This window comes from Rhodopirellula sp. UH5 (assembly GCF_056839225.1).
Window position 1 is genome coordinate 1,038,517 of record NZ_CM166390.1, and the last position, 18,316, is coordinate 1,056,832.

11 protein-coding genes are annotated in these 18,316 nt (G+C 55.3%); 5 read left to right on the top strand and 6 right to left on the bottom strand.

Annotation, left to right across the window (positions count from 1 at the left end; all coding sequences use genetic code 11):
* Positions 1 to 84: 84 nt before the first annotated feature.
* Positions 85 to 2,181 (bottom strand): SHD1 domain-containing protein, encoded by a 2,097-nt coding sequence (locus UH5x_RS03730; protein WP_482634748.1) that lies wholly within the window; start codon positions 2,179 to 2,181, stop codon positions 85 to 87.
* 394 nt (positions 2,182 to 2,575) lie between these two features.
* Between UH5x_RS03730 and UH5x_RS03735 the strand changes: the two genes are divergently transcribed.
* On the top strand, positions 2,576 to 3,925 hold the full coding sequence (locus UH5x_RS03735) for a Gfo/Idh/MocA family oxidoreductase (protein WP_482636119.1): 1,350 nt from the start codon (positions 2,576 to 2,578) through the stop codon (positions 3,923 to 3,925).
* Positions 3,926 to 4,551: 626 nt separating this feature from the next.
* On the opposite strand, the gene UH5x_RS03740 is transcribed toward UH5x_RS03735, so the two are convergent.
* The 5 genes from UH5x_RS03740 to UH5x_RS03760 form a co-directional block, all read right to left on the bottom strand.
* Positions 4,552 to 6,471 (bottom strand): OPT family oligopeptide transporter, encoded by a 1,920-nt coding sequence (locus UH5x_RS03740; RefSeq protein WP_482634749.1) that lies wholly within the window; start codon positions 6,469 to 6,471, stop codon positions 4,552 to 4,554.
* 420 nt (positions 6,472 to 6,891) lie between these two features.
* A complete protein-coding gene (locus UH5x_RS03745; protein ID WP_047814414.1) occupies positions 6,892 to 7,095 on the bottom strand; it encodes a cold-shock protein in 204 nt (67 codons plus the stop codon).
* Between the two features lie 386 nt (positions 7,096 to 7,481).
* On the bottom strand, positions 7,482 to 9,494 hold the full coding sequence (locus UH5x_RS03750) for a lactonase family protein (RefSeq protein ID WP_482634750.1): 2,013 nt from the start codon (positions 9,492 to 9,494) through the stop codon (positions 7,482 to 7,484).
* Between the two features lie 23 nt (positions 9,495 to 9,517).
* Positions 9,518 to 10,228 (bottom strand): rhamnogalacturonan acetylesterase, encoded by a 711-nt coding sequence (locus UH5x_RS03755; RefSeq protein ID WP_482634751.1) that lies wholly within the window; start codon positions 10,226 to 10,228, stop codon positions 9,518 to 9,520.
* A gap of 142 nt (positions 10,229 to 10,370) precedes the next feature.
* Positions 10,371 to 11,657, bottom strand: coding sequence for a 3-keto-disaccharide hydrolase (locus tag UH5x_RS03760; protein WP_482634752.1), 1,287 nt, complete (start codon positions 11,655 to 11,657; stop codon positions 10,371 to 10,373).
* A gap of 626 nt (positions 11,658 to 12,283) precedes the next feature.
* Between UH5x_RS03760 and UH5x_RS03765 the strand changes: the two genes are divergently transcribed.
* From UH5x_RS03765 to UH5x_RS03780, 4 genes are all read left to right on the top strand, one after another.
* Entirely contained in the window at positions 12,284 to 13,336 is a 1,053-nt protein-coding gene (locus UH5x_RS03765; protein WP_047814517.1) for a DUF1559 domain-containing protein, read from the top strand.
* 300 nt (positions 13,337 to 13,636) lie between these two features.
* Entirely contained in the window at positions 13,637 to 14,098 is a 462-nt protein-coding gene (locus UH5x_RS03770) for a hypothetical protein (protein ID WP_150122558.1), read from the top strand.
* Positions 14,099 to 14,262: 164 nt separating this feature from the next.
* Positions 14,263 to 15,840, top strand: coding sequence for an HTTM domain-containing protein (locus tag UH5x_RS03775; RefSeq protein ID WP_482634753.1), 1,578 nt, complete (start codon positions 14,263 to 14,265; stop codon positions 15,838 to 15,840).
* A gap of 92 nt (positions 15,841 to 15,932) precedes the next feature.
* Positions 15,933 to 18,293, top strand: a complete 2,361-nt coding sequence (locus tag UH5x_RS03780; protein WP_482634754.1) for a phytase — start codon at positions 15,933 to 15,935, stop codon at positions 18,291 to 18,293.
* Positions 18,294 to 18,316 lie beyond the last annotated feature (23 nt).

The window sequence follows — 18,316 nt, forward strand, 5'->3', positions numbered from 1 at the left end:
CACGTGACAAATCCCCGCACCTGATGTGGTGAACGACAGCCTGGTTTCGAGAGCAAGCGGCGCAGCAAACCACTGAATCTGGAGTCAAGGAATCTCCCAGAGATCCGTCGATCCGATCGTTTCCTTCTCTGGTTTGGGTTCGATGGTTTCTGGAAACGTGACCGTTTTGATCTTGGCGATGTCAAACTCGCTGCGCTCATTGACCCACTGCTGAAGGGTCTTGCTTCGCGGAATCACCCCCATCGTGGTTACCAACGAATTGAAGCCCCGAACCATTAACGCATCATCGCCAGCGTACATCGCGACACGATAGGTTCCATAAGTCACCGGAATCGTCTCGTTCTTCTTGCCAAATCCGATGATGTTGGACGTTTCAAAGCTGACGGATTCAGTCACTTGGTTCACGTCGGCTCGGAGGACGAACGGGCCGTCCTGGTCAACAATCCAGCCATTCTTCCTCGCCATGGCTTCCAACTGAGTTCGGATCGGTTGCCGATACTGCTCCGCCATGGATCCAAAAACACGAATCGCAACCTTTGCTCCAGGGCGGACGGAAGTGACTTTGGGAGCCGGTGGCTCGAGCTGATCGGGAGAGACGACATCGAACAGGTCCCGAACAAGAATCTTCGAGTCGCGTTCGTTTTGAATCAGCAACTTCCCGGCCAGTGTGCTGACGGAACCGACCGATTGTCGATAGGAGGTGAGATTGAACTTCCAAACGATTCGATTGGACTTGGAATCGAAGATGGATGCTCCATCGACGAGCGCGTAGCGATCGTCGATCCATTCAACAATGGAATCCGATAGTCCTTCCGCCTCCAAAGTTCGGGGCTTTCCGTTGTTCATTGAAACGATGGTGGGAGAACCAGCGCCGCTGACGAGGAGCTTCGTTCCACTGGGAGCAAAACTGACCTTCTTCACGCTAGATCTCAGCGGTTCTGTGTTCGCCAAGACTAGAATGCCATCCGTTTTGTAGATGGTGATATGACCAAACACAAAGAAGGCGGCCATCTCGCTGGCAGGCGAGAACTCAATGGGTGTCTTGCTGTTGGCCGTGATGATGGCATGTTGTGACTTCGTCTCCGGCATCCAAACCGCAAAGCGTTTTTCATCGAGCACAGCCACACGATCGTTCTTGAGCCAGAACGCAGATTGAACTTGGCTCACTTGGTGCGACTCTGGAACAGGACGCCACACCCATTCAATTGAGGCCGAATTGTCTTCGATCAAATAAACGCAAAGTCCGGTTGGTCGTGATTCCTCATCGCTGAGGGAAACGATCAGACGTCGCCCGTCGTCTGACAACGCCAAGGGATTCATCGTCGTGCGAGGCAGTTCGTCGGTTTGCCACTCAATCTTCCCGTTAGTCAAATTGAGTGCGACCAGTTGATCATCCCGGACCAACAAGGCACGCTCGCGGTAGACCGATGGAATGAACGCATTCCACGATTTGTCTTTGTGAGATGGGTCAAGCTGAAAGGTCCAGTTTTCAAGCGTTGGTCCCGCTTCCGTTGAAATCGGAGCTGACCATCCATTGTCCGATAGGTGACCGACAAAACGGCGGCGTTGGATCGACTCGTGACTGTAGACCGGTGGAGTGGTCGGTGGAAGTTCGAGCGTCAGTCGAGGCGAGATCGTTGCACTGTCCAGGTTGGTGTTCTGCTCCTCGGGGAGAGTTACGACCGGTTCCATTTCGGGCTTGGTGGAGTTGCTAGCTGGATTTTCATTTGCAACGGCAGCCGGAGGATCCGCCTCGGCATTCAATCGCAACTCCTCCGCCGTCACCCACTTGTTCCAGCTATCCGAATAGTCGTCAAACGCAATGAAGTATTTGCCAGGCTGAACCTGCAGCACTTCGCCTGGGTACCAACCCCCTGTCGATTTGATCTCGACCTTGGTTCCGATGGGAAAGTCCCCCACCATCGCCTTGTATCTCTGCAACATGTCGCGAAGGAACGTTTGGTCCCGATCTGAAAGTCGGGCCAATGGCACCACCACTTCGACGCCATCTGCCTTCTGGAGCTTCACCTCGGTTTCATCAAGATCCATCACCACGGCTCGAATTCGAAACTTGCCGGTTTGGTCGGTGAAGAACCGCGAGCCAGGTTGTTGGGCCGCACAAGTTCCCGCCATCAAGCACAAGATTGCCAGCGAGTTTCGGAGACTTCGGATGAATGACATGGTCGGTACTCTCCTTGAATATTCACAATGCCAGCGGAACGTCCGTTTCAACTGCTTCGCTCGGCAAGCACCCGATTTGATTTGGGCTCAAACAAATTCTCTTCGACGGAGAATCAAGGTGCAAGACAAACAACGGTTGAATCGCAACTGGGAGGATTCGCAAGCTGTTTTCACGTTCCTACTGATCTTGGGCTGTCCTCCGCCAAAATCAGCGTCGACGTTCGGGACGTCTGCCGTTGTCAAAAAGCTTCTCGCGGGCGCGTCCGACCCCAGCCGTGAAAGGTCGTTTCAAAGTCAAATGGTTCGCTTGGATCGCGTATGATGAGGGGCCGAAACCCGAACCCATTGACACCCTGTGCCCGCCAAACTGGAATTCCTCGCCGTGACCAACAAGATGACTACCGCCAACCGTCGCTCTTTTCTGAAAACGGCCACGACTGCGACCATTGGCATCGGAACCGTCGGCATTCCATCCGCGACAGCGGCCGAGTCGAGCGACAAGCTGAACCTGGCGATCATTGGTTGCACCAATCGCGGAGCCGCCATTGGCAACGACGCGATCAAATCCGGCATGGTCAATGTCGTTGCCCTTTGTGACGTCGATCCGTCCCGCACCGCTCGCTTCAAACAGCAACACCGTGATGCGAAGGTTTACGATGACTTTCGCAAGATGTTTGACGACATGGGCGGCAAGATCGACGCTTGCACGGTGGGAACGCCCGACCACACGCACTTTCCCATTGCCATGCGTGCGATTTCAGAGGGTGTCGCCACCTACGTCGAGAAACCACTTGCGCACACGTTCGAGGAGTGTGAGCTGCTGATCGCGGCAGAAAAGAAACACAACGGCATCTGCCAAATGGGGAATCAGGGGCACTCGTCTTCTCAACGCATGCAGTTCAAAACCTGGGTCGAGGACGGAATCATTCAAAATGTCCGCCGCGTCGACGCTTGTATGAACAAAGGACGTCGTTGGCATCCATGGGGAGACGTGACCGGGTACCCAGCCGCGGAGCCGATGCCGGCTGGAATGAACTGGGACGTGTGGTCCGCGACCGCACCGATGCGTGACTACAGCAAGCGGCTCGATGGAGGCAATTGGCGAGGTTGGTACGACTATGGCGATGGTGCGTTCGGCGATTGGGGACCGCACACCTTGGACAGCATTCACCGCTTCCTCGAATTGGGACTGCCCTACGAAGTCCGCGCCGACAAATTGGAAGGGCAGAATGACTTCATCTTCCCCATGGCAACCACGATCGCATTTGAATTCGCAGAACGTGGACCAGGCATGCCGGCCATGTCAATCAACTGGTACGACGGAGTCAAGAACACGCCTCCGCGTCCGAAGGCACTGGGCGAAGGCAAATCGGTTCCCGCTTGCGGAAAGGTGATCTACAGCGATGATTTGACATTCATCGGTGGCACGCACAGTGGGAAACTCAGCATTCTTTCGGATTCAGAGGATGCGATCGAGACGCCCAAGATTCCTGCAGGCGAAACCAACCAAAACCACATGAAGAACTTCTTGCTCGCCGCGATGGGCAAAGAAGAATGCAATTCGAAGTTTGCAGTCTCGGGTCCGTTGACGCAGGTCTTCATGATTGGCTGCATCGCTCAGCGACTTGGTGGAACTCTCAAGTTTGACGCGGAAACGCGAGAGATCACGAACAACGAACAAGCCAACCAGCTTCTCAAGGGGCACGCTCCCCGAAAAGGCTGGGAAGAGTACTACACGCTGTAGTTCACTGACGCGTTGCTTGACGATCGGTGGCTGGTGGACCACAACAAATGGTCCGCGCAAACTCCCCCGTTCCACCTGATCGTCTGGATTGTGCGGCTTCTGAATGCCCTGCTGGTAGCCTCTGGCGAACCCCGCCCGTTGAGGAGGTCGTGCCGTTTTGAAGTACCGTGTTGCCAAGCGTTTATTATCACCCTCCCTTGGGACGTTCGAAAAATAAATGGTGGCGGGCGTCTGGGTATCGCCCCGGATGGGGCCGTCATGCTTAGCTCGGGGCGGAAGCCCCGAGAGACCGATGCCGGAAAACAAACGGTCGCCCCGGATGGGGCCGTCGTGGGAGTTGGGGGCGTCCCTCGCTCACGCTTCGGGTTGTGATGGGTGGTTGCTGCAGAAACCCGTCAAAACCCAGCACCAAAAAACTGCACGCCCGAGCAGCGGGAGGGGTCGGAAAGCGAACATTCAGCGAGATTTCCGGGGGAGCGCCATACGCGCCGCTCCCCATGCTCGGCCCTCACCCTCGTGTACGCCTGAACGGCGTCGCTCGACCTAGTATATCGCTCTCCCCTAACTTCGTTTCGGGAGAGGTGCGACAGGTGGAAGTCCGTCGAACGGGGAGTTTCCCACAATCGCTATCGCTTGTTTTGCGGAAGCGGTTTCGCCATGACAATAAAGACAATCACTATCAATGCCGCGGCCAGGCAAGAGAGCCCCGTCACCAATTTAGGTGATAGTCCGAGCTGCAACGATTGGATTCCGAACGCGGCCAACCCCGCGATTCCGACCGCCGTGAGCGCCTCGCCCGCGATGACTCCCGACGAAAACAAGACTCCGCGATGCAGCACTGTGTCGTGCTCTTGGACCGGCTTGTCTTTGGAGTAGAAGTGGGCGATCAAGCCGCCGATCAAAATCGGCGTCGCCAATCCGAAGGGCAAATACATGCCGACCGCGATGGGCATCAAGTGAGCTCGGAATTTTGCTCCACTGCGTTTCAAGGCTTCATCAATCAAAAGGATTGCGACTCCCAATCCCGCACCGATTCCGATCAGCTTCCACGGCAGTTCTCCTTCGCCAGCAAAGCCTTTGGCGAGACTTGCGAACAAGCCAGCTTGAGGTGCCGAGAGTTCCTTGCTTCCTATTCCGCCCCCGTGTTCGTGAAGCAAGGTCAACACGGGTGCCATGACGAATGCCGCCACGGTCACCCCGGCGATCTGCATCATCTGTTGTCGAAAAGGAGAGGCACCCACCAGTGAACCTGTTTTGAGGTCATTGCACACATCGCCGCTGGTGCAGGCGACACAACATACGATCGCCGCAATGCCAAGTGTCGCGACCATGCCATCCATGCCCGTGTAATTGGCTAAGTACAACAGTCCACCCGCGACGAGCACCGCCGTGATGGTCATTCCCGAAACAGGGCTGTTGGAATTGCCAACCAAACCAACGATGAAACTGGCAACCGCCGTGAAGAAGAACCCCATGACCAGCATCACAATCGTGGACAGCACCGTGATCGCCACGTTGTTGGTGAACCAGTAATTCATCATTGCCAGCAACCCGACACATAGCATCCCCAGCGTCAAAATCGCCCAGGATGGAATGTCGCGTTCCGTGTCCGCTTGCGTCAGATCTCGTTCAGCAGTCATGCCGTTCCACAGGTGTGCAACGGCCGCCACCAATCCGTGCCGCACTGCGATCAGCGCGCTGAAACCACCGACGACCATAGCCCCCACGCCCACATAACGCACCTGACCACTCCAGATGCCGTACGCTTGATCGACTGCGCCATCGACGCCGTCGCCAATCACCCCACCGCCCAACAGTGGAATGCCGATCAGCCAAGCCATCGCGCCACCGATGAAAATCAAAATGGCCACGTTCAATCGGACGATGAATCCAACGGCAATCAGCATGGGGGAAAGGTCGCCGCCGAAATAGAAGATTCTGGACCCCGCGATGCCTGCCGTTTCCAGACTTCCGTGAATGAGTCCCAGAAAACCTCCGAAGACCTTTACCAATCCACCCAGCACGCCACCGATGAGCAGCCTTTTTCCAGCCTCGTCTTCTTCGCCAGTTTCTCCAGCCCGGAGCACCGCGGCACACGCCACCCCCTCGGGATACTTCAATTCCTCGTTGTCGACCACGAATACTTTCCGCATCGGAATCATAAACAGGATTCCCAACAGACCACCGGTGAAGGCCACCAGCGTCACGGTCCAGTAGTCAAATTCGGTCCAGTACCCAATCAGAATCATGGCCGGCATCGTAAAAATGATCCCAGCCGCCAATGACTCGCCAGCCGAAGCACAGGTTTGGACCTGGTTCGCTTCCAGGGTCGTCGAGTTCTTGAAGAACAATCGAAACAAGAGCATCGCCATGACTGCGGCGGGGATCGATGCCGAAACTGTCATCCCCGCTTTCAGACCCACGTAAACATTGGCGGCGCCCATCACAACGGACAGGATCAAGCCCAACACAACGACGCGAACAGTGATCTCGGCCGTTGATTTCGATGGCGAGTCGGCGAACTTCTCAGAAAGATTGTCGGGCATACGTCAGCTCGAAGGCAGATGGATGGGAATGAAGCGGCAAGGCAGGACAGCGCGGTGGGAGGAGTTCCCGAATCGACGCCGAGGGTTTCCCACAAGCGATCCAAAGAACGGTCACGCGAGTATGACCGATGTCCTTCAAGGACAGCATCAATGGGGGCCAACTGAAAGGGGTTGGGTCGCCAGGACTTCACGAAGGTGAAGGAAACATCCAAGAGGAGGTTTCTGGGCAGGTTGTCGAAGAGAGATGGCTCGTGCCCGATCTGACGTTTCTAGTCAATAACCGGGCGACCATTCCGACAACGCGGATCGGCAAGCCGGCTTTTGAAACCGGATGCCGTTCATTGCAATTTGCATTTCATCCTGTCTTCAACACCGGACGTTGTTCACGTCCGCGAAAGAACAGGGTTCTGAGCCGAAAGCTCAGTTGTCGAGGACTTGAACGTTCTCTGCACAGGGGCCTTTTTCGCCGCGTGCTTCGTTGAACGTAACTTGTTGTCCTTCGCGGAGATCATCAAAGTTTCCGCCTTCAACACTCGACGAGTGAAAAAACAGGTCCTTCGAGCTTCCAACGTCAATAAATCCGAAGCCTTTGTCGGTGAGCCGTTTAATCGTACCTTCAGCCATTGTTCATTCAATTCAAAAGAGTTCTTGGCAGCCGATGCCGGAGACGAAGTTGTCTTAGCTTGTCCACTGCCGCCCGCAATGTATCAGAAGTTGCCTTGCTGTCGTGCATAAACTGGGCATGGTTTCGTCAATTCATTGGAATTTCTCACAAAGCGTTGCCGAGAAGGCACTCTAGCGAGGATGAATGAACTGCTCGTTTTGCAGCGAGACCAACGTCTGGGGCCTAATCTGGCTGCTCGCAGTCACGAAGCGGACGCATCGACAGACGTGCAAGAAAAAACGTTGACTTCTGGCGAAAGAACACATGGCATCGAACCTGACGGCCTGATTCTGGTGCCATCCAGCCAATGCCGGAGATTCAAACGGGGCTGCGAGCGTCCTGCCGTTCATTTCGGTGGACTGAATCGCAGGAAGACGACTTCATGGCTGGCTCGCACGATTCCCAGCAGAGTGCCGCGTTGATCGTGATCCCAGGCAATTCCCTGCCCAGCGATCGGCGCCGAAACGGTGGAGACATGCTGAAGCTCATCGCTGTCGGCAGGCACTTCGAGGACATACAGTTCCGCGTGGTCATGTCCTGTCACATACAACTGACCGTTTGGACCAAACGCACCACCAGAATTGCTGTTGGGTAAAAACCGCTGAATCACCGATTCAGGGAACGTCCACTCGCCGGTCTCATTCCAATCGTCATCGTAACGAACGAGTTTTGTGTTCCGAACCTCCGCTTCACCATAGAACGCAAACCCGATCCACCACGCTCCTTGATGGCGATCAATCCAGTTGATGGCTCCCTCTGCTTCGGAGAATGGTTTCGATTCCAAGTGCTCTAAGTTGCTGGCCTGAAAAATTTCAATGGTGTTCTTGAGCGGCTTCGCGGGCCAATTGGAGTTCGCACAATGCAAACGCCCCTCAATGACGACTCCACTGTTGAGATGTTGTATGCCCGAGTTCGGAGGTGCTTTCCAAACCGCGAGTCGCTCGGCGGTTTGCTTGTCATATTGGGCGATCGTTCGATTCGAGATCGCGAAAAAAGAGGACGCATCCACCGCAACGGCTTGGTGTGCCTCCGGTGCCCCAACACGCCGCAGGGTTTGAACCGCGTCGTCCGACGCAGCGAGGTCGACAAACGTGATGCTGGATGGATTGCCGACCGGCGCGTAGTGCCCGGTGAACTCAAGCAAACCAGATTCACGGTCGACTTGAAACGCGGTGACATTGTCTGCCCGTTGATTGCAAACGTACAGAAAGCGTCCACTCGGATCGAAGTTGAAGCTGCGTGGATAATTCCCGCGAGTCCATTCGTTGCCCACCTGACGCAGAGTGCCGTCAGCTTCAATCGCAAAGATGCCCACGCTGTCGTGCAATCGATTGCCGGCGTAAACGAACCTGCCGTCCTGGGAAACCAAGATCTCCGAACAGAAGTTGCTGCCGGCAAAGCCATCCGGAAGAGACGAAACGGTTTGACCCGAATTCAACTGCCCCGTCTCCGAATCGTACTCAAACAACACGACGGTCGAGCCTTCCTCTTGGATCGAATACAGCCAACGTCCATTGGGATGGAAATCAAAGTGTCGCGGCCCATCTCCCGGAGGCAGTGAGACGCTGGCCGGTTCACAGGGCGTCAGTTTTCCAGAGGAAGTGTCGAACTTCCAACTGAAAATCTTGTCCTGCCCCAAGTTCACATGCAACACAAAACGCCCCGAAGGATCGGACTGGATCATGTGCGCGTGAGAACCGTCGTGGCCACTGATTGCAAAGCTGCCCGGCGGCGCGTGAGTCGCCTTCGTCGGGCCAATTTCACCAGTGTCCTGTTGAATATCCGTGGCGTTGCCCAGACGTCCGTCCGGCAGAATCGGAAGCACGGCAATTGAACCGCTGAAGTAGTTGGCAACCAACAGAAACTTCCCCGAAGGATGAATGCTGACATACGTGGGGCCGTCCCCTTCGGACGAGACGGTGTTCAGCAACCTCAGTTGCCCGTCGACCGGATCGATTGCGAAGGCACTGACCGAGCCTTGTTGCGACTCGCCAAATCGATCCGTCTCGTTGCTTGAGTACAGACGGTCTCGAGCATCATTGATCACCAAGCAATCGGGGCTCGATCCAAGATCGAACGTGCCGGCCGCTTCCAACGCACCGCTTGCTCGATCGACCTCAAAGAGATGGATCCCACGTCCATTGCCCTCTGGCAAATCAACTTGGGTCGGCGGAACATCGCCCAACGGAGAACTGAAGGTGCCCACGTAAGCCATCAACGGGCGAGTCTCACGCGGTTCGGCCGGCGGGCTTTGTGCCTGCAGCGTTCCGCTGAAGAAAACGGCCACCCCCAAACACGCAGGGACCAGTCGGAACTTCAGTTGGCGGAATCGTTCCGCTGCTTCGATCAGGTGAATCATGGAGTTTCAGCAGAGTGAGGCGGCTATTTCAGGAAGCGTGTCAGGTTGGGCGCCGCAGTTTGCAGTTCGGTGATGACAAGATCAGCCATGACGGCGCCACCCTGTTCGTTGAAATGGGTCAGGTCGCCTTCTTTGAAGTTGAACTCCATGCTGGCAACAGGACCGATTCGGTCATGCAGTTCAATGCTCCGCCGATGCAGATCAATGAACGGCACCTTCAGTTCCGCGGCAACTTGTTGGGTCGCGTCCGCCCACGGGGTCAGGGTCGTACGAATCTTGCCGTCCTGGTCGAACCGGCGTCTCGTCACTGAACTGACCAGGATGGGTTGAGCCCCCGCCGATTTCACTTCCGCAGCGTAACGCTTCAGATTCTCGCGGTAGGTCGTCTCGGGATCGGTTTCTCGCTCCGGACCTTTGCCGGGCTGATCGTTGTGCCCGAACTGAATCAGCACGTAGTCGGGCTTGGCCTCCAAAACAGCCGGCATTCGCTTGCCATTGCGCCAGCTCTTCGAACTGGCCCCGCCTTTCGCGAAGTTCAGAACCTGGACGTTGTCCGTGAACCGTTTGCGAAAGGGCACACCCCACCCCGAGTAATCTTCGACGGTCGAGTCGCCAATCAAGGCGATCGTGACCGTTTCGCTGGAGGACACTTGTTCGTCTTGCGCACAGGCAACATTGGCGAGTAGCAACGCGAGAACGGCGAAGCAGCCTGGCATCGCAAATCGGCTTGGCATTTTGGATTGCAATCCGCTAGGGACAGTTGAGATGACGGGGTTCCCTTTCAGTCAGTGGCGTGTGGGAATGAAACTCGAGATGGGCGCAAGCAGGCGGCGAGCCGGTCTGCTCGCGCCCTCTGCATCGATTCCGTGCCGGGATTCACTCTCGCTCGATCAGCTTCTGCATCTTGGCTGTGATTGGCATGACTTCAAAGTCTTTAAAGAACATTTCACAGTCCGTGCCGCCGTGCATTTGCAATCCGAGCTTGCCAGTTTTTTCACACTCTTCATCGATGATGTCCGACGTGCAAAATCCGTTGAGCGTTTGGACCAGTCGGTCTCCGTAGGCTGCCGTGCAGGTGGTGTTCCACTGGCCGTCCTTGTTGCGAACCTTCTCGATGAATTCATCGTTGTTGACGATCCATCCACGCCCGGGGATGTTCTTTCCATCGATGATGCCAGCGGTATGCCAGAGTGCCGAGTCCTTGCCGTTGTTCGCGATTTCGTTTTGGAATCCACGCAACACCCACGGGGCGCTGGTTTCCTCAGCACGGAAGTACAACGCACTGTTGCCGCCTTGCATCCGATACGTGACGCGAGCGATGAAGTTGTCGTAATTGTCATTGGAAATGACCAGACCGTCTTTTCCCTGGTTTTTGGAGTGCACACCGTGCAGAACGCCCTCTTCCGTGAACGACCATTCTTCCGGGAGCACAAACTTGGCGTCTTCGAGTTGATAGCCGTCGTCGCCTTTAACGAAGAAGGATTTCCACTTGCTTTCGCCCAAATCCTGGATGCGAATGTTCTTCCAAGCCACGGAACCGGATTTGCCAGCGTGAATCTGCAGGCCCAAAAAACCCTTCATGGAAAAGCTGTCAAATAGATCAACGACCAAATTGCCGTTCAACCAAGTCTTGATGGACGGGCCGACGCATTGGATTTCCAAGTCATTCCATTCCCCTTCACGGCAACTGGCCTGGGCCGCGTCAAGTCGTTCCTGCGGGGTGTAGGCATCCAACCAAATGATGCCGTGTTTGTGCCCGCGACGGCCTTCGTCGTAGATCCGGCCGGTCATGTCGCCGCCCGGTCGCATCTCGGATTGATAGCCAAAGACTCGTTCACGATCGCCTTCCTGCCGAGCAGCCGAACGAAACTGAACGCCCGAGTTGCCCGCTTCCAGGAACTTGTACTGCAGCTTTAAAACAAAGTCACCAAATTCCTGCTCCGAACACATGAACGTGTTGCCTGGGGTGTTGGGCACGCACTCGCCAACGATCGCTCCGTCTTCGACGTGGTATTTCGCGGAACCGCCGCGTTTCACCCAGCCACTCAGGTCTTTGCCGTTGAACAGGGAAACAAAACCCTCCTCAACGTCTGCCGCTGAGGCTGTCAGGGCCATCGATGTCCAAAGTCCAGCCAGGATGGCGACGGCAACGTGCTTTCTCATGGTTGTCATTCTTGAGTTTCTCTTGTTTGTCGGAAGGTGATTCGACGTGGCGGGACCGCAAAAGTCGCGGCGGCAGGCATTCTACACAAGGATCGCTTCGCAAACTGCCATCCACGGAAACCTGTTTCAAAGTTGCCACCAGTCGCTGCAAGCGAGCAGAAGTCATCGGGTGAAACGCCAGCCCCCGACTGCAAAAGCGCAACCTCAAAACTCACGCGTCGGGTCTCCATGATCACGCAAGTCCACAACTTCGCGTCGATCCCCAACTCAACACGTCATCACGCCTCGCAAATCCCCCAGCTTCTGTGCGTTAGCGATTTCGCATGTGGGACGTGCTGGATGGTTGGTGCAAGCGAGCGAAAAGCGACTCTTCTTCATCGAATGTTCGCCTGAGACGCTCCCTCAATTTCACATTGCTTTGCCACACTCCCGCCGCAAGAGACAAGGAAGTTGTTTTTTGTTCACGGTGTGTCCCGAACGGGAACGTGCGAATGAAATTGATCATGCCTTGTTTCTAGCGAATCCAAATCGGACCGCTTGGTTTGGAATGACTCTTTCTTTCGCAGTTCTGAAAAATGGCTCGGCGGATGCCTGCCAAAATACCCTCCCAAGATGGAAATGAGACGATGAAACAGCCAACAAGAATGGCGTTTACCCTGGTTGAGTTGCTGGTGGTGATCGCCATCATCGGCGTTCTGGTCGGATTGCTGCTGCCTGCCGTGCAATCAGCACGCGAAGCCGCCCGACGCATGCAGTGTCAAAACAACCTGAAACAAATTGGGTTGGCTTTGCACAACTACGAATCCACCTTCAAAATGCTGCCCCCAGCCGGCCTCACCTATGTGGATGATTCAGGCTACGGCGGCACGAAGGACGACGACGGCTACGGATTCCTTTGCTTCCTGCTTCCATACATCGAGCAGAGTGCGTTGTACGAGCAAGTCGATCCCTCGGGATACTGGGAAATGGACGACGGAATCACTGGACGTCCACTGGAAAGCCTGATTCGAGAAATCGACGGCGGATCGCCAACAGAACGAATTCAACGTCGTTGGGCAGCAGCCACGACACCGGTCGGCACCTACCTTTGCCCTTCCTCCGCGATGCCAAAGAACGCACCTCTGAAGTGGAGCATCTACGGATCAGGAGACTTTGGCGTCGGTGCACTCGACGTGAATTCCATGTTCAATGCCAATCAGACGACCGGATTGGCGACGACCAGCTACAAAGGATGTGCGGGCAATCACTTGGGAGACAACGGCATGTTTGTCAAACGTGCCGAAGGCGAACCGCGTCTGTTCCGGGACGTGATCGATGGACTGTCGAATACCATCGCAGTGGGCGAGTCGACCTATGTGCGAGCGTCCGGTATCAGCAAGCCAGCCGTGGTCGGCGAAAGCCCCAGTTCGCTGGAGGACTGGCCGGTTTGGATCGGGATGCCGCGAACGGATGAATCAACACGCTTCACCGCTCGCACCTCTTCTCCAATCAATGCATTCGCCTCAGTCGGGAAGATGTACAACGCGATCGACGACGATTGTGCCTTCAGCTTTCACCAGGGCGGTGCCCAGTTCAACTTCGCGGATGGTTCGGTGCGTTTCATCACGGAGAGCATCTCGATGGAAACCTACCAAGCTCTGGCCGGAATGAACGACGGTGCAATCGTCGGAGAGTTCTAAGCAGATACGCAGGTGTCATCGGGTATGTGAGCCGTTGGCGTTAGCCACGGTTTTCACTCGCAACCGGGGCTAACGCCCAAACGGCTCACATGGTTGTGCCCGATCATTCCAGCCGACCTGCTTAGAGCTCTGATGCGGCTCCTTTCCGCTTCATGAAATCTCGGTAGCTCTCTCCCCGACACGCGTGCGGGGAGGGAGTTCCATCATTGGTCGTCGAACGACCAATCCACACGAATTTTTCGACCGAACTTTTTATCCAACCGTCCAGATATTCCAATGAACCTTTCCGACTATTCAAAAATGAATTCACCAAGAACGTTGTTTGTCGTTCTCTGCTTTGCGACTGCACTCGTGACCGGTTGCAGTGACGATGAATTCGCTGTTGCTCCCGTGAATGGAGTCGTGAAATGCAATGGCGAGATTGTGGGTGGAGGTGTTGTCTACTTCCAACCCAAGCAAGTCGGAGACTCAGCTGTTGTCGGCAAGATTGGGCTCGGGGTGATTGACTCGCAAGGTCAATTCACGGTCTCAACGTATGGCACGGGTGACGGTGCAGTCGTTGGAACCCACATCGTCAAAGTTGGCAAGGGCAGCGGTCCAGGTTGTGACTGTGCCATGAACGCTGACCGGATGGTCATGGAGGTGGAAGTCACCAGTGGTCCCGAAAACACAATTGAGATTGAACTGCCAAAGAAGACCCGACAAGACGCTCGAGCGGAACAACTCGAAGCGGATGAAGACGACGACGATGATGACGAATAGTCATTGAAATGATGTCCCCTTTGGAACCCCCGCATTCATCGCTTGAGGTGAATGGCAGTGACTTTCGGCTGGCATCAACCGGTATTCCGCATGGGCTGCGTTCCGTTGTGAAAGCAGCGGGCGTGCCCATCGAAGTCTTTCTCAGAAATATCAACTGATCCTTCATGACACAAGAAACAGGTTCGGCATTCAACCGAATCAGCAACCGTCTGTTGCAAACTGTCCCCATCGACTTCCTGGTCGTTTTTCGCATCGCTTTTGGCGTTGTGATGTGCTGGTGGGCAATCAGCGGCGTTCGCAACGGCATCCCTTACAACAACTACACGCTGCCTGCCTACCACTTCACCTACTACGGTTTTGATTGGGTGAAACCGATCGACCTCAGCGTTGCGATCGGCGGGGTGGCTGTCGACGGGATGTCGCTTCTGTACATCGCGTTTGCGGGACTCGCAATCTGCATTGCCATGGGACTGTGGTATCGCTTGGTCTCAACCCTTTTCGCTGTGGGGATGTTGTACTGGTTCTTGATCGACAAAGCGTACTACCTGAACCACTACTACCTCTGCACTCTTCTTAGTTGGATGATGCCGTTCTTTCCGGCGGGAAGAGCGTTCTCCGTCGATGCGTGGCGAAATCCAAGTCAACGCCGTGACACCGCACCGGCGTGGTGCCTGTGGTTGTTGCGTTTTCAAATCGGAGTCCCCTACTTTTTCGGCGGGATCGCGAAGCTCAATGCGGATTGGTTGCGAGGTCAACCAATGCGAACCACGCTTTCTTACATGACCGATCACCCGTGGATTTCCAGGTTCCCGTTTGAGCAAGAGGTTCTGGTGCAGCTTGTCTGTTGGGGCGGCCTTCTGTTTGACCTCGCGATAGTTCCGCTCTTGCTGTACCGCAAGACACGGTTGTTGGGATTTTTTCTGACCTGTGCGTTTCACATCAGCAATCACAACTTATGGAACATTGGCATTTTCCCTTGGTTGATGATCGCGGCGACGACGGTTTACTTCGATCCGGGTTGGCCCCGGCAACTCCTCCATCGTTTCGGATGGGGCAATCGTCCGGAGGTTGCTGAGACACCTACCGCTGCACGTTTCTCTCTTTCGCAGCGTTTGGTTGTCTCATGTGTGCTGCTTTGGATCGGCGTGCAAACGATCGTTCCGCTGCGAGTGTTCGTGCTTCCCGGTAACCCAAGCTGGTCCGAGTATTCGCACCACTTTTCGTGGCACATGCTGCTTCGCGCGAAAGTGAGTGGCGTTCGCGTGTACGCGACGGATCCAGAATCTGGTCGGTCGGGAGTCATTGACTTGCGTCCCTATTTGACCCAACGACAACTCGCGGTGGTTGGACGCGACCCACGAATGATTCACCAGCTGTGCTTGTTCATCGCGGATGACTTGGCGACCAAAGGGCATCCGAACGTCGAACTTCGCGCCCTGGCCTTGGTTTCTCTCAATGGACGAAAGCCACAGCCGATCATCGATCCGGCTGTTGATTTGACAAAGCAGCCTCGTGACTTGCGCTATCCAGATTGGATCGTTGACCTTCACGAACCCTATCGCCATTTGGCCTGGAAGGTCCCGCTGGAGCAGTGGGAAAGCCAACTGAGTTTGGATCTGCCACCCCAGATGATGGCATTGAGAATCCCACAACGACCTGTTCCGAAGGCAGGGGCAAGTTCCCCTGATCGTTCGGCTGCGATTGCAGTCTCTCAGCGTGTTGATTCCGTCGCTGGAAATTGAAATTCGTTCTTTGAACGCCCCCCCTTTTGCTCTCGAGCAAACGAATGATCGCCCCACCTCCCATTCCCCGTGACGTTTTCGAAGGAAAAAGAATGACCTATTGGAAGAAATGCGGCATCGCGTTCCTTGCTTTCACCTTGAACGCTGCTTGCACCCTGGTTGGTCCGGCCACCTGGGCACACGATGACGAGGATCACACTCATGAGACTCCGGTCAAAGTCCCTGCTGGGATCACGTACGCTCCCACGGCCGTTCCTGACCGGATTGTTCTGACATGGGCGGCAGATCCCACGACGACGCAGTCGGTTACTTGGCGAACCGACACGTCGGTTGAAACGGCGATCGTGGAATTCGCAACAGCCGAGGACGGTCCGCTGTTTGTGAATCACACACAAGAAAAGGCTGCGAAGTCCGAAACTCTGGAAACGGACTTGGGCCTCGCGAAATATCACAGTGTCACGCTGAGTGGTTTGGTCCCCAACACGAAGTACGTGTACCGCGTTGGCGATGGTGTCAACTGGAGCGAATGGGCTCACTTCATCACCGCCAGTGACCAAGCCGATCCGTTCAGCTTCGTCTATGTCGGCGACGCACAAAACGATCTGAAAGCGCACTGGTCACGACTGGTTCGTCAGGCCTACTCGGATGCACCGCGTGCTGCTTTTCTTTTGCATGCAGGTGACTTGGTCAACCGAGCTGACAGTGACGCTGAATGGGGCGAATGGTTCTACGCTCAGGGGTTCATCCCCCGCAGCACACCGTGTGTGGCTGTTCCTGGCAACCACGAGCAGTCCAAGATCGCCAATGAAGAAACAGGCGAGGTGACTCGTCGTCTGACCAACCACTGGGAGCGAGTGTTCGAATTCCCAAGCAACGGTCCGGAAAGCTCTCGCGAATCCGTGTACTGGATGGACTACCAAGGGGTGCGGTTCATCGGCCTGGATTCCAACAATGATGTCGAAAGCCAAGCGGTCTGGTTGGAGAAAGTGTTGCAAGACAACCCTCAGAACTGGACCGTGATCACGTTCCATCACCCAATCTATTCCTCTAAACGAGGCCGCGACAACAGTGAACTTCGGGACCTATGGCAGCCACTCTTTGACAAGTACAAGGTTGACTTGGTTCTCAATGGCCACGACCACACCTACGCTCGAACGGGTTTGATGGCCCACGGCAGCGAGAAGAACGTGCCGTCCGGTATTCGTGCTCAAAGCGAGATCGCAGGTACCGTGTATGTGGTTTCCGTCAGCGGTCCGAAAATGTACGAACTCGGACGCGAACCTTACATGCAGCGAGTCGCGGAAGACACGCAGCTCTATCAAATCATCACCGTGGATGGCGATGAGCTTCGCTACGTTGCTCGCACCGCCGTTGGTCGTCCTTACGATGGCTTCACGTTGACGAAACGCGAAGGCAAGCCAAACCAGTTGGTCGAAAACGTTCCTGACACACCCGAACGAGTGCGTCCAGAAGCCGATGTTGCGGAAGCGGAACCAGTCAAGCGCAACGCGGATCAAGTCCCGGTCGTTACCTCGAGTCTTCGGTTGACCAACCCAGAAGCGAAGGATCAGGACGACTTGTGTGTTTGGAGAGACAAGCAATCTCCGGAACGCAGCGTGATCATCGCCTCGGACAAATCGGCCAACCGTTTGTTTGTCTACGACCTGGAAGGCAAGCTGACTCAGTCGATCGAAGTTTCGAAACCAGGAAACGTCGATTTGCGCTACGACGTCCCTTTCCAAGGCGAGCAAATTGACTTGGTGGCCGTCAATCAACGCGAAGACGGTTTCAAACTTCGTCTCTTCCGCGTCGACCATGAAACGCGAGAGTTGGTGGCAATCGACCAAGGCGGGATCGCAACGGGGCCCAACTACGGTGGTTGCCTCTACCGTTCAGCGTTCGATGATCGTCTGTACTTTTTTACAACGTCCAAAGAAGACGGTTGTGAACAGATCGAACTCAGCGAAACCGTGAATGGGTTTTACACTGGCAAAAAGGTCCGTCACCTGGATGTCGGAATGTCGGAAGGCGCCGTCGCCGATGACCAACTCGGCTTGGTTTACGTCGCAACCGAAACCGAAGGCGTCTGGCGATTTGAGGCGGAACCCACGGGACAGCCTGAGGGCACGTTGATTTTGCAGATCGGCGACAACGGAATTCAAGGTGATTTGGAAGGCGTGGCATTGAGCTACGACGACAATCAAATCCGGTACCTGACCGTCTCGGATCAAGGCTCCAACACCTTCCACGTTCTTCCGATGGTTGGCGGCAGCAGCACGTATCGTTTCTCGATTGAGAATGCTGAAGAAACCGATGGGATCGAGGTGGTCACCGATTCATTTGGCCCCAAATTCCCCAAGGGATTCTTTGCCTGTCACTCGAACCATGACGAGAGTTGCCCGATTCTGATCACCCCATTGCCAAGCATTTTGAACGCCTTGGGGACCAACTGAGCGAATTGGCTAATTCAGACTGA